Annotated in this window: 11 protein-coding genes; 3 read left to right on the forward strand and 8 right to left on the reverse strand. The window is 37.2% G+C overall.

Annotated features, from left to right (window positions below; all coding sequences use genetic code 11):
* Nucleotides 1–7: 7 nt before the first annotated feature.
* The gene (locus Q0X89_RS07430; protein ID WP_297692696.1) at nucleotides 8–3,445 is read right to left on the reverse strand and encodes a methylmalonyl-CoA mutase family protein; all 3,438 of its coding nucleotides are present in this window, start codon (nucleotides 3,443–3,445) and stop codon (nucleotides 8–10) included.
* A 143-nt stretch (nucleotides 3,446–3,588) separates the two neighbouring features.
* Between Q0X89_RS07430 and purU the strand changes: the two genes are divergently transcribed.
* Together purU and Q0X89_RS07440 are read left to right on the forward strand one after the other, a co-directional pair.
* Nucleotides 3,589–4,440, forward strand: a complete 852-nt coding sequence (gene purU, locus Q0X89_RS07435; RefSeq protein WP_297692698.1) for a formyltetrahydrofolate deformylase — start codon at nucleotides 3,589–3,591, stop codon at nucleotides 4,438–4,440.
* An 80-nt stretch (nucleotides 4,441–4,520) separates the two neighbouring features.
* A complete protein-coding gene (locus Q0X89_RS07440; RefSeq protein WP_297692701.1) occupies nucleotides 4,521–5,486 on the forward strand; it encodes a carbohydrate kinase family protein in 966 nt (321 codons plus the stop codon).
* A gap of 299 nt (nucleotides 5,487–5,785) precedes the next feature.
* Here Q0X89_RS07440 and Q0X89_RS07445 read toward each other — a convergent pair whose 3' ends face one another.
* The gene (locus tag Q0X89_RS07445; RefSeq protein WP_297692703.1) at nucleotides 5,786–6,292 is read right to left on the reverse strand and encodes a hypothetical protein; all 507 of its coding nucleotides are present in this window, start codon (nucleotides 6,290–6,292) and stop codon (nucleotides 5,786–5,788) included.
* Nucleotides 6,293–6,543: 251 nt separating this feature from the next.
* Here Q0X89_RS07445 and Q0X89_RS07450 point away from each other — a divergent pair, with 251 nt between their 5' ends.
* Nucleotides 6,544–6,741, forward strand: a complete 198-nt coding sequence (locus Q0X89_RS07450) for a hypothetical protein (RefSeq protein ID WP_297692705.1) — start codon at nucleotides 6,544–6,546, stop codon at nucleotides 6,739–6,741.
* A 3-nt stretch (nucleotides 6,742–6,744) separates the two neighbouring features.
* Here Q0X89_RS07450 and pyrF read toward each other — a convergent pair whose 3' ends face one another.
* From pyrF to Q0X89_RS07480, 6 genes are all read right to left on the reverse strand, one after another.
* The gene (gene pyrF / locus Q0X89_RS07455; protein WP_297692707.1) at nucleotides 6,745–7,545 is read right to left on the reverse strand and encodes an orotidine-5'-phosphate decarboxylase; all 801 of its coding nucleotides are present in this window, start codon (nucleotides 7,543–7,545) and stop codon (nucleotides 6,745–6,747) included.
* Nucleotides 7,546–7,553: 8 nt separating this feature from the next.
* The gene (gene prfA / locus Q0X89_RS07460; RefSeq protein WP_297692710.1) at nucleotides 7,554–8,630 is read right to left on the reverse strand and encodes a peptide chain release factor 1; all 1,077 of its coding nucleotides are present in this window, start codon (nucleotides 8,628–8,630) and stop codon (nucleotides 7,554–7,556) included.
* Nucleotides 8,631–8,731: 101 nt separating this feature from the next.
* On the reverse strand, nucleotides 8,732–9,730 hold the full coding sequence (locus Q0X89_RS07465) for an FAD:protein FMN transferase (RefSeq protein WP_297692712.1): 999 nt from the start codon (nucleotides 9,728–9,730) through the stop codon (nucleotides 8,732–8,734).
* A gap of 140 nt (nucleotides 9,731–9,870) precedes the next feature.
* A complete protein-coding gene (locus Q0X89_RS07470; RefSeq protein WP_297692714.1) occupies nucleotides 9,871–10,302 on the reverse strand; it encodes a ubiquinol-cytochrome c reductase iron-sulfur subunit in 432 nt (143 codons plus the stop codon).
* Between the two features lie 94 nt (nucleotides 10,303–10,396).
* The gene (locus Q0X89_RS07475) at nucleotides 10,397–11,575 is read right to left on the reverse strand and encodes an AIR synthase related protein (protein ID WP_297692716.1); all 1,179 of its coding nucleotides are present in this window, start codon (nucleotides 11,573–11,575) and stop codon (nucleotides 10,397–10,399) included.
* Between the two features lie 71 nt (nucleotides 11,576–11,646).
* On the reverse strand, nucleotides 11,647–13,833 hold the full coding sequence (locus Q0X89_RS07480; RefSeq protein WP_297692718.1) for a glutamine synthetase III: 2,187 nt from the start codon (nucleotides 13,831–13,833) through the stop codon (nucleotides 11,647–11,649).
* Nucleotides 13,834–13,871 lie beyond the last annotated feature (38 nt).

Below are 13,871 nucleotides of genomic sequence, written 5' to 3' on the forward strand. Positions count from 1 at the left end.
AATAATTTTACATATTTCTTCTATATTGCCCCCCTACTTCAAACAAGGCATGTGTGATTTGTCCTAATGAACAATATTTAGTCACTTCCATTAGTTTTTCAAATATGTTCTCATTCTTTATGGCTGTTTCCTGTAGTGCTTTCAATTCTTTTTGAGCGACCAGCTCATTTCTTAAGTGCAAACCTTGTAATGTACTAATCTGTTGCTGTTTTTCAGTTTCGGTAGCACGAATAACTTCTGCAGGGAGTATGGTAGGAGATCCGGAAGAGCTTAAAAAAGTGTTTACACCAATTATGGGATATTCACCAGTGTGTTTCAGAGTCTCATAGTGCATACTTTCTTCCTGTATTTTGGAACGTTGATACATTGTTTCCATTGCGCCCAATACACCTCCTCGCTCAGTAATCCTGTCAAATTCAAGCAAAACTGCCTCCTCCACAAGATCTGTAAGTTCTTCAATTATAAAGGATCCTTGCAGTGGATTTTCATTTTTAGCAAGTCCCAATTCCTTATTAATTATCAATTGTATTGCCATTGCCCTTCTAACCGATTCTTCTGTAGGGGTTGTAATAGCCTCATCGTATGCATTTGTGTGCAATGAATTACAATTGTCGTAAATGGCGTAAAGTGCCTGCAAAGTAGTTCTGATATCATTGAAATCTATCTCCTGTGCATGCAAACTTCTCCCGGATGTCTGTATATGATATTTTAACATTTGTGCCCTGGAATCTGCGCCGTATTTGTCCTTCATTGCTTTCGCCCAAATACGCCTTGCAACTCTGCCTATTACCGCATACTCCGGATCTATTCCATTGGAAAAGAAAAACGACAAGTTGGGGCCAAATTTATTAATATCCATCCCCCGGCTCAGGTAGTATTCAACGTACGTAAAACCATTTGAAAGAGTAAAAGCCAATTGTGTAATAGGATTTGCCCCGGCCTCCGCTATATGGTAACCTGAAATAGATACTGAATAAAAATTTCTTACCTCATTCTGAATAAAATATTCCTGAACATCCCCCATGAGTCTCAGTGCAAATTCTGTTGAAAAAATGCAGGTATTCTGAGCCTGATCTTCTTTTAGGATATCTGCCTGGACCGTTCCACGAATTGTTTTTAAAGTCTCTTTTTTAATCTTGTTGTAAATTTCAGGGGAAAGTACTTTATCTCCGGTAATACCCAGTAAAAAAAGTCCAAGTCCGTTATTTCCTTCCGGCAAAGCGCCCTCATATTTTGGCCTGTTTTTAAAATCTCCACCATAGTGGGTTTTGATTTTTGATTCTACTTCTTTTTCGAGACCATTTTCATGTATATACTTCTCACAGTTTTGATCAATGGCAGCATTAATAAAATAGCCCAATAACATTGGCGCAGGTCCATTTATGGTCATACTAACCGAAGTCATAGGATCACTCAGATCAAAACCGGAATACAGTTTTTTTGCATCGTCGAGGCAGCAAACCGATACACCGGCATTTCCAATCTTACCATAAATATCTGGTCTGTGATCCGGGTCATTACCGTAGAGTGTCACAGAGTCAAATGCCGTAGACAATCTCTTCGCGGGCATATCAAGACTTACATAATGAAACCTTCTATTGGTACGCTCAGGTCCTCCTTCTCCTGCAAACATCCGTGTTGGATCTTCCCCCGTTCTTTTAAATGGGTAAAGTCCGGAAGTATATGGAAATTCTCCGGGCACATTCTCCTGCAATCGCCATAGAAGCAGGTCGCCCCATGCCTTATATCTTGGTAAAATTACTTTGGGAATTGGAAGGCCTGATAGCGACTCTACGTGCGTTTCTATATTTATCTCCTTGTCTCTTACTTTAAAAACATAAGAAGGGTCTTTGTATTTTTTAGCCAGAATATCCCAGTTTAGGATAATTTCCCAATTATATGGATCCAAATTGAGTTTTACACGGTCAAATTCAGCTAGTAAAAGTTGAATTAATTTATCATTTTCATCTTCTCCGGAATTAAATATACCGGTGACTTTTATTCCCGCACTATTTAATTCTGGTTTGGTCTTGCAAAGACCTGCGACCGTTTTATAAATTCCATACAATTGCTGGGCTACTTCAACCTGAAATGATACTTTTTTGTCATAAGAATTAATACTTTCAGAAATCTCCGAAAGATATCGTACCCTGGAAGGTGGCACCACAAATACCTTTTCATCCATTTCCTTGCTGACCACTAAGGTTGAAACGAGATCAGCTTTTGCCTTTTCGGTTAATTGTTGCATTACCGCTTTATATAAACGATTCATGCCCGGGTCATTAAATTGTGAAGCTATAGTGCCAAATATCGGTAAAGATTCCTCATCCGCTTCCCATAAGCCCTGATTTCTAACATACTGTTTCTTTACATCTCTTAAAGCATCGAGGGCGCCTCTTTTATCGAATTTGTTTATCGCAACAAGATCAGCAAAATCCAACATATCAATTTTCTCGAGTTGCGTTGCAGCCCCAAATTCAGGAGTCATAACATAAAGCGAAACATCGCTGTGTTCAATAATTTCAGTATCTGACTGACCAATGCCTGAGGTTTCGAGGATAATAAGATCAAATTCAGCGGTTTTCAGTACTTCAACAGCCTCATTCACATATTTAGATAGAGCCAAATTAGATTGTCTTGTCGCAAGGGATCTCATGTATACCCTATCGTCATTTATTGCATTCATCCTTATTCGATCGCCAAGAAGAGCTCCACCTGTTTTCCTTTTGGAAGGATCAACAGATATCAGACCAATAGATTTCTCAGGAAAGTCCCTTAAAAATCGTCTGACAAGCTCGTCGACTAGACTAGATTTACCTGAACCACCCGTTCCGGTTATTCCTAATACCGGGACCTGATTTTTATCTTTTCGAATTGTAGAAAATAGTTCTTCAAATTCAGAAGGTCTGTTTTCTGCAAGACTTATCAGCCGTGCAATAGTCTTTGGCTGTTTATTCTTCAATGCTTCGAGCAGCGTAGATCCTTTATCCAGTTTTAAAGGAAGGACAGGAGTATCACTTTGCTTTACAAGATGGTTTATCATGCCTTGCAATCCCATGGTTCGACCATCATCTGGTGAATATATCCTGGTAATCCCATAGTCCATAAGAGATTCTATTTCCTCAGGCAGAATTACACCGCCACCACCACCAAATATCTTAATATGTTCTGCACCTCGTTCTTTTAAAAGGTCAAACATATATCTAAAATATTCATTATGACCTCCTTGATACGAAGTCATGGCTATGGCATTGACATCTTCCTGAATTGCACAATTTACTACCTCATCAACGCTTCTGTCGTGGCCTAAATGAATAACCTCTACTCCGGTAGATTGAATGATACGTCTCATAATATTGATGGCTGCATCATGACCATCAAAAAGAGAAGCCGCAGTAACCACTCTTATTTTATTCTTTGGTTTATAGGCTTTTGCTTGTTCCATTGATAATTTTTGGACTACTTTAGGTTAGCAATTTAAGGAAAATGCAAAAAAAATCATCTTACAATCAGAATTTTATAAAAATTATCAAATTTAATAAGCCTCTGTTCCTAATATTATAATTTTACAGGCTAAAATACATCATTTTGAGATACACCATTCTTATTCACTGCCCGGATCAATCGGGAATAATAAGTGCAATTACCGGGTTTATTCATAACAATAGAGGTAACATCGTATACCTGGACCAGCATGTTGATGAAGAGCTCAATGTTTTTTTCATGCGTGTGGAAAGTGAATTTAACGATAGTGCAATTGAATTTTCTAAATTCAAAGAAGAATTCCAATCAAAATTGGCTATTCCTTATGAGATGAATTGGAGCATTCACCCTGAAAACATAAAACCGCGAATGGCCATTTTTGTATCAAAATACAACCATTGTTTGTATGACCTCCTTAGTCGTTATAAATCTGGTGAATTGTCATTGGAAATTCCTTTTATCATGAGTAATCACGACGAGGCCGGACATATTGCTGAACAATTTGAAATTCCATACTACTTTATACCTGTATCAAAAGAAACCAAAGAAGAGGCTGAGAAGCAACAATTAGAGCTTTTAAAATCACATAATGTAGATTTCATTGTGTTGGCCAGATATATGCAGATATTAAGCAATAAAATTATAGACCATTATCCCAATAAAATAATAAACATTCATCATTCGTTCTTACCGGCCTTTGCAGGAGCCAAACCCTATCATGCCGCATTTGCCCGTGGCGTAAAAATAATTGGAGCAACCAGCCATTATGTAACAGAAGCTCTGGATGCCGGACCCATTATTGAGCAAGATGTTACAACAGTATCACACTCTCACAGGGTGAAAGACTTTATTGCCAAAGGAAGGGATCTGGAAAAAATTGTGCTATCGAGGGCAGTTCAGCTTCATGTAGAAAGAAAAACCATGGTTTATAATAATAAAACAGTGATCTTCTCATAAAACCATCTGTAATAAGCCCTTTTTACACCGCCAATTATTTAGTATATTAACAGAATAATAATGTGCAAAAGCATAGGCTTATGATTAAAATAGCGGTTTTAGGACCAATACCCAGAGATACCATATACACGCACCAGGATGAGGTTATACAAAAATACGGTTGTGTGACACATCCTGTAATTGCTTTATCCAAGCTTTTGGGAGATGATGGGAGGGTTATTCCAATATCAAATATACATACTAATGATTATGAGCCTATATTAGAAGTGTTTAAGCCCTATTCAAATATTGATACTTCCCATATTGGATATAAGGAAGACAGGGGTACGGTTATAGAATTGAGGTTTATAGATCAAAATAATCGATTGGAAAAGCAAACTGCTTGTATGAGACCTATTTTGCCTGAAGATATTCCGGATTCGGATGATATTGATGCCTATGTTTTTGTTCCAATTACAGATTTTGAAATTTCACTCAGTACGCTCAGGCATATTAAAAAGCATAAAAAAGGATTAATAATATTTGATGCGCATGGACCAACTACCACAATGAGTATGACCGGAGATCGATATCGAAAGTTCTGGGTTGACATGGATGAATGGCTACCTTTTATAGATGTACTAAAAATGAATCTTGAAGAATCGCAGGCGTGTTGGTTTAAAAACGAATATGAATATGAGGAAATGACGAGTTATGAAGAAGATAAGACGGACCATATAGATGCCATGGCGGAGCACGTATTGTCAAAAGGGGTCACTTATTTTTATGTTACACTAGATTCCCGTGGTTGTGTTGTGTATTACAAGGAAAATAATACTACAGTCAAAAAATTTATTAAATCCGTATTTATGAAAGACGTTATTGATACTACGGGTTGTGGAGATTCCTTTGCAGGCGGTCTGGCATATGGCTTTTCATTATACAAAGACCCCATTAAAGCCGCTCAATATGCAAATACACTTGGCGCCTTGCGTACACAAGGGAAGACCTTTGAAGTTTTTAAGAATAAAACAGAAACCGAAAAGTTAATTGCCGATCACTATTGAACATATTCCTGGCATTTGTAATTATTATTGATTCCCTTTATTATCTATGCTTTAATCAATAAAATGCTTGTAATTCAGCTGTTTATTACAAAAATTCTTAAATTCCTTGCAATAAACAGAAAATTTTATCGTTAAAAATTTGAAGGTAAATCACTACAATGTTAAACCCTTTGTAGTTCTGCTAACTTTTATGGCAGATATCCTTTAAAGAATTATTTGAGTTAGTATTTTTTGAGTTAGTTAGTTTAAAACCGGTGGGAGCACCGGTTTTTTTATTCCTAAAAACCTAATAGATTAAATTAATCAACTTTGGTGTATAGCCCATCAAAAGCAACATTTGCAACACTGCCATCATGGATTACTTCCCAGAGCTGTCTTACGGTACCATCTTTATTGAGTGTCCAAGTAATTTTATTCAAATATTTCTTTCCATCCTTACCTACAAAAGGTAAAGATTTCATTATCATTTGATTATCTGTTCTATTGCCGGTGAGTTTTAAATTACTTCCTGCGTTATCAACCCAAAGTTGTTCCCATTGTTTGGTGTTACTATTATAAAAATTTAAACTGGTACCGGTATATTGACCTTTGGCTCCAACCCAATTTTCTATAAGAACACAGCCGCCTTGCATTTTTACTATTGTATTATTGCCTGCATCAGTGCCATCTTTATTAGTCACTTCCCACTTACCCTGCCAAAAATCAAAATCGTCATGATTTTCAGTACAACAAATACAATTTGAAGATTGTGACCAGGCTCCGATTCCTGTTCCCAGTAAAAAAACTGTTATTATCAGATATTTCATATTCAGGTATTAAATGATATTGGATATTTAAAAAATAAGTCAATTATTGAAGTTTTTAAAATTGGTTTGCATTGATCTATTAAAAATCGTCATACTTTATAAATTTTAAATTTTTCGTCATTTATGTAGCTTATATTCATCAATTTAGTTAAAAATTAGACATATCACCTGATTTTTAGGTGAATACATGCATTTGCCAACATCCAAAACTTCATTTAAGCCGTATATTTGTAAGAACAAAGAATATGACTATGGACAATCAGTATTGTAAAGTTGGAGCTATTACTCCAATGACAAGTGGACATAAGGCTTTGGCCCAAATTGAATACCAATATCAGAACTTTTTAAACAAGGCATCTGACTTCAAGACTTCGGACGACAAACTTGCTGCATTTTTTGAATTAAAAGCACGCAAGCTTAAGAAAGTGTTGGAAGATTTTGTAAAGTAATGGCTACTTTTTCTTGAGTTCCATCGCCATTTTATTGCGTAATTCAGAGGCTTTTTGTGCCGCAATAATTGAAAAATTGTTGCCGGACGAAGCATAGATTATACCCCGGGAAGAATTCACTAATAACCCGACATCTTTATTCATTCCATATTTACAAACCTCTTCAAGGCTTCCGCCCTGCGCCCCTACCCCTGGAACTAAAAGAAAACTTTCTGGAATTATTTTTCGGATTTCAGCCAAATAACTGGCTTTGGTAGCACCAACTACATACATTAAATTTTGACTATTTTTGTAAGATTTTGACGTTTCAATAACTTGTTCATATAGCGTCTTTTCCCCAATGGATTTTGTTTGAAAATCAAAAGCACCCTCATTTGAAGTAAGAGCCAGGAGTATGGTATGCTTATTCTCAAAAGACAAAAAAGGTTCAACAGAATCTCTACCCATATAGGGTGCCACAGTAATGGAGTCAAAATCCAAATCCTCGAAAAATGCTTTGGCGTATCTGTACGAAGTATTTCCGATATCTCCTCGTTTTGCGTCCGCAATGGTAAAAAGTTCGGGGTAATTATCATTCAGATATTCAATAGTTTTCCTCAGGGCTTCCCAACCCGCTGAGCCATAAGCTTCGTAAAACGCAATATTTGGTTTATACGCCACACAAAGATTTGCCTTATTAAACGAAAAAATAGGTGACTCCTCTTTAAGGAGATGGGCAGGTATTCTTTCGAGGTCAGTATCCAGACCTATACACAGAAAGGATTCTTTTTTATGGATTTGCTCAACTAAGTGTTCAATTTTCATCCTGATTTTTAAAAAATCTCTGAAGCTTCTTTTAGTTTTTCGGTATTATCCACCAACATCAACTCATCAATAATCTTTTGAATATCTCCGTTGATTATATTCTGTAAATCGTAGAGTGTTAGACCTATCCTATGATCGGTAACTCTGCCCTGCGGATAATTATAAGTGCGAATCTTTGCTGAACGATCTCCACTACTAACCTGTGAATTTCGTTTTGCAGCATCCTCTTCCTGCTTTTTAGCCAATTCCATGTCGTAAAGTCGCGAGCGTAAAACCTTAAAGGCTTTATCCTTATTCTTGTGTTGTGATTTTTCATCCTGGCACTGAGCAACTAATCCTGTAGGAATATGCGTCAAACGCACGGCAGAGTAAGTTGTATTAACTGATTGACCCCCGGGACCTGATGAACAAAAATAATCTATACGCACATCTTTGGGATCAATATGTACATCAAAATCTTCTGCCTCAGGCAAAACCATTACGGTTGCTGCGCTGGTGTGAACCCGACCTTGTGTTTCTGTCTGCGGTACACGTTGTACCCGATGCACGCCGGCTTCAAACTTCAAAGTTCCATATACATCATCTCCACTGACTTCAAATTGAATTTCTTTAAATCCCCCACTGGTACCTTCACTTAAATCAATGATATTTGTTTTCCAGCCTTTGGACTCACAATACTTTGAATACATTCTGTAAAGGTCTCCTGCAAAAATACTTGCCTCATCTCCACCTGTACCAGCACGTATTTCCATCACCACATCTTTGGCATCCTCAGGGTCTTTTGGGATTAACAATAGTTTTATTTCCTCTTCAAGGGCAGGTAATGCCTCTTTGGCCTCTTCCAGCTGCATTTTAGCCATCTCTACCATTTCCAAATCACTGCCATCAGCAATAATTTCTTCCGCTTCATTTATATTATTTGTCAGTTCAATATAATAGTCTCTTTTTTCAATGAGCACACGCAAATCCTTGTATTCCTTATGCAGCTTAATATAGCGCTTTTGATCTGCAATAACGTCGGGTTGAATAATGAGGTCTGATACCTCATCGAATCGCTGCTTTACAATATTTAATTTATCTAACATTCAATCATCTCTTAGGAATGCGAATTTACAAATTTTTAAAGGTATATTAACTTCAACATTAGCAAGATAAAAGAGTTTTTGTAAAAGGGAGATAAGAATATTTATTCTAATGTATCAAGAATTATCCCGTTGCTCTTATATATCTGATTGAACCTGTCTACAATTATTACTTCAGTATCTCCAAGCTGATTTATCATTGAAATCCCTTTTTCCTTGCCTAAAATGTAGACAGCAGTTGAAAGAGCATCACATAGTTCGGCTCTTTTGGCAAGTACAGTTACCTTGCTTATACCAGTGGTTGGATACCCCGATTTTGGATTGATGTAGTGCGTGTATTTCTTTCCATTAAAAGATACATATCTAACCAGATTACCGGTAATTGATACCGATGATTCAATTAAAGGTAACCAAGTAAAAATTTTACTATTACTTCTAGGGTGATCCACGCCGATTAACCATTTTTCTCCGGTTGCTTTGGTACCCCAGGTTGTAATATCACCCGAAGCATTAATCATACCGGCAGGAACCTGTTTGGAGACTAATAATTCCTTGACCTTGTCAGCAGCATACCCTTTTCCTATTGCCGCGAATCTAATCTTCATCCCCTCTTCCTTTAAAAACACGCTATTTTCAGCTTTATTAAGAGCTATCTTTTTATAGCCTACTTTGGAAACTGCACTGCTTATTTGTTCCGGTGTTGGAAACACAGACATGGAACCATCAAATTTCCAGACATCTTCCATTGCCCCTATAGTAATATCGAAAGCACCATTTGTAATTTCAGAAATCTGAATAGCACGTTCAATTAATTTAAAAAGCTCAAGGCTAACTTTGACTGGCTTTACACCGGCATTTCGATTAATTTCTGAAGTTTCTGATTCGGGATCCCAGGAAGAAATCAGCTTTTCTATACGCCTGACTTCTGCAATAGCCTCTTCCAGATTGATATATCCAATCTCTTCATTATTGGCCACTACAGTTAGCTCAAAAGAACTACCCATTAATTTTAAGGATCTCTTTACGGTGACATATTTTCCGGCCTGACCACAAACAAAAGTCATGGTAAGAATACCAAAAAATAGTACCACAAAATTTTTCACTTACTTAATATTTTTTAGTTGTGAAAATATTGGGCGTACGGTTACAGAGCACTTATCATCAGAAAATAATGCACAAGAAAAAAGGAAAAGATTTAGGACAGGACTTTTCATGTAAATATCAAAATGTGACTAATCGATAATTACTCAAAAACCCGAAGTATATTACCGTTTAGTTCTGTGTTAAAAATCTTCAGCGGATTGCTTGTAATTGTGTTCAAAGGGGTGCCGTTTTGATCAAACACCGACCCATGGGTCGAGCAACGAAAAATTCCTCCATTATCATCGAAAAATCGTACCTGATCTGTTTGCTGATGACTGCATATCTGACTTGCTGCAATAAAATTCCCTTCAAGATTCTTAACCACAACTACGTCATTCTTTAAGATAAAGTCACCATTATTCTGCAATCCTGCACCTTCCTGTGAGTTAAGATCTATGGTGAAGTCAACTCCGGTAGGCACTGGTAACATCTCAGAACCTCCGTCATCATTTGAACAACCATTAATACAAGGGAAGGTTAGCGCAAAGGCTGCACCTGCTCCCAGGCTTCGTAAAAATTCCTTTCTCTCCATAACATTTATTTTTTTATGTTCATGCAATTTCAACCAAGAACTAAGGCCGAAAACTATTATAAAAAGAACGCTTTAAAAGAGTGATTCGTATACCTTAATAGTTAAACGTGCCGTATTCGCTCTCAATTGTTAGTTTTTTCGTGGTATTTGACTCTACATAACCTACAATTTGGGCATCTACGTTAAATTCCTGAGAGATTGCTATCAGGTCCTTTGCAAGACTTTCTTTTACATATAATTCCATGCGATGGCCACAATTAAAGACCTGATACATTTCTTTCCAATCTGTAGCCGATTGTTCCTGAATTAATTTAAATAATGGCGGTATTGTAAACATGTTATTTTTAACAATATGGAGGTCGTCTATAAAGTGAAGAATCTTGGTCTGAGCCCCACCACTACAATGCACCATGCCATGAATGTCTTTGGAATCGTATTTTTGAAGAATTTTCTTAATAATCGGTGCATAGGTTCTGGTAGGAGATAACACAAGTTTTCCGGCATCCAGAGGTGAATCCGGAACAGCATCTGTAAGTTTAACATTTCCCGAATACACCAATTCCTCGGGTACCTGTGAATCATAGCTCTCCGGATACTTGGAACTCAAATATTTTGAAAAAACATCATGTCTTGCAGAAGTAAGTCCATTGCTACCCATCCCTCCATTATATTCTGACTCATAAGTAGCCTGACCATAAGACGCCAAACCAACAATTACATCTCCTGCAGAAATATTGGCATTATCTATGACATTAGCCCTTTTAATCCTTGCAGTAACAGTAGAATCTACAATTATTGTACGCACAAGATCCCCAACATCAGCGGTTTCACCGCCTGTTGAATGAATAGTAATTCCGTAATTTGCTAAATCTTCAATTAATTCCTCGGTACCATTTATTATTGCCGAAATGACCTCACCAGGAATAAGGTTTTTATTTCTACCTATGGTTGAGGATAGCAGGATATTATCTGTAACTCCAACACATAAAAGATCATCCAGGTTCATGATCAAAGCATCCTGGGCAATACCTTTCCAAACAGACAAATCCCCTGTTTCTTTCCAATACATATAAGCCAGTGAAGATTTTGTCCCTGCACCATCTGCATGCATTACCAAACAGTATTTCTCATCCTTTGTGAGGTAATCTTCTACAATCTTGCAAAATGCATTTGGAAATAATCCTTTATCAATATTTTTAATGGCATTATGAACGTCTTCCTTGGAAGCAGAAACACCTCTTTGGTCATAACGTTTACTGGTAGACTGATCCATGGATTTTGGTTTCCGCAAAAATAGGATAAACCATAAAAAAAGCCCACATAATATGAGCTTTAATTAATTGCTTATCTAATGTACAAAAGTTCTCTGTATTTGGTCAATGGCCAGGACTGATCATCAATTAGTTGTTCTAACTTATCGCAATGATATCTTATTTTATCAAAATAGGGCCTAACGTTATCACAGTAAGCGAAAGCTTTCTTATTGAGATCCTTAAAATTATTGGCAACCTTTCTTGCATTGGTCATTTCATCAGTATTCTTTTTTATTTCTACCATATGCTCCCCAATCTGTTCAATTAGTGTTAGATGGCCCTCAGACAATTTCTTATGAGCTGCTCCGTAAATCTCTTTAAGACCCAGAACATTTTTAATAATTTTATTTTGGTATTCAATTGCCGAAGGAATGATGTAGCTATATACCAAATCGTTAAAAACCCTTCCTTCAATTTGGGTTTGTAAAATATAGGTCTCCAGTTCAACCTCATGCCTTGCTTCTACTTCAGTGGCATTCATTACGTCCAATCCTTTAAAAAGCTCCAAACTCTCTTTGGATTTAAGTACACGGACCGCCGAGGGGGTATTTTTATTATTGCTTAACTTCCTTTTTTTGGCTTCTTTTTCCCATTCATCACTATAGCCATCCCCATCAAAGCGAATTCTTTTGGATGATTTAATATATTCCCTTAAAACATTAAAAACTGCTTCATCCTTTTTCAATTTCTTTTTATCAATTAAAGCATCTACTTCCTTTTTAAATTCCTTTAATTGATGAGCAACTATAGTATTCAGGATCATCATGGGTTTAGCAGAATTGGTTTTAGAACCAACTGCACGCATCTCAAACTTATTGCCCGTAAAGGCAAAGGGTGAGGTTCTATTTCTATCGGTATTATCCAATAATATTTCCGGGATCTTACCTACAACATTAAGTTTTAATTCTGTTTTTTCCTCAGGTGAAAGTTTACCTTGGGAAACCCCTTCCAATTCATCCAAAACGCTACTTAATTGCGAACCTATAAAAATTGAAAAAATGGCTGGTGGAGCTTCATTAGCACCTAATCTATAATCGTTACTGGCGGAAGCAATTGAAGATCTCAAAAGCTCCTCATAGGTATCCACAGCTTTGATAGTGTTGATGAAAAATGTTAGGAACTGCAGGTTTTTCATCGGCGTAGATCCAGGACTTAAAAGATTGACCCCGGTATCTGTTGCCAGCGACCAATTATTGTGTTTCCCTGATCCGTTTATTCCTGAAAATGGCTTTTCATGAAAAAGAACTTTAAAATTATGCCTGTCTGCGACCTTTTCCATAATATCCATGAGTAGCAAGTTATGATCAACTGCCAAATTTGCTTCTTCAAAAACAGGAGCCAGTTCAAATTGATTGGGCGCTACTTCATTGTGTCTGGTTTTTAAGGGGATACCTAGCTGAACGCATTCTCTTTCAAGTTCCCTCATAAAGTTTATTGCTCTGGTTGGAATTACTCCAAAATAGTGATCACTTAACTGTTGTCCCTTGGCCGCAAGATGTCCAATAAGAGTCCGACCGGTAAGAACTATATCAGGGCGAGAATTCGCCAATGCTTTATCAACCAAAAAAAACTCTTGCTCCCACCCTAAGGTTGCATGGACTTTGGAAACATTTTTATCAAAATATTTGGCAACAGCCGTAGCGGCAATATCTACGGCGTGCAATGCTCTTAAAAGAGGGGCTTTATTATCCAGCGCTTCTCCGGTATAGGAAACAAAAATTGTGGGAATACAAAGTGTTGTACCGTATATAAATGCCGGGGAAGTAGGGTCCCAAGCTGTATAGCCTCTTGCTTCAAAAGTATTTCTTATTCCTCCACTGGGAAAACTTGAGGCATCTGGCTCCTGCTGAACAAGTTGGTCGCCACCAAACCTTTCAACTGCCCTGCCATCAGATCGAAGGTCAAAAAAGGCATCATGTTTTTCTGCAGTTGACCCTGTTAGAGGTTGAAACCAGTGTGTGTAGTGCGTAGCACCCATAGAGATTGCCCATGCCTTCATGGCCTCTGCTACCTGATCTGCTATTTTTCTGTCAATTTTGGTGCCTGCAAATATTGCTTCATTAACACTTCTATGCGCATCCTTTGTAAGATATTGCAGCATCCTGTCTTCATTGAAAACATGAGTGCCAAATAATTCTGATCTTCGCCCCGTTTCTAACACTGAATGCTGTTGGCGCTTCATGCTTTCGGTAATTGCATTTAATCTTCTCTTGGACATTAATTGAATTTTAAAATTTTAATTAAAACATTATTGAG

The organism is uncultured Eudoraea sp., from assembly GCF_947258525.1.
In the GTDB taxonomy this organism is placed as follows: Bacteria; Bacteroidota; Bacteroidia; order Flavobacteriales; family Flavobacteriaceae; genus Eudoraea.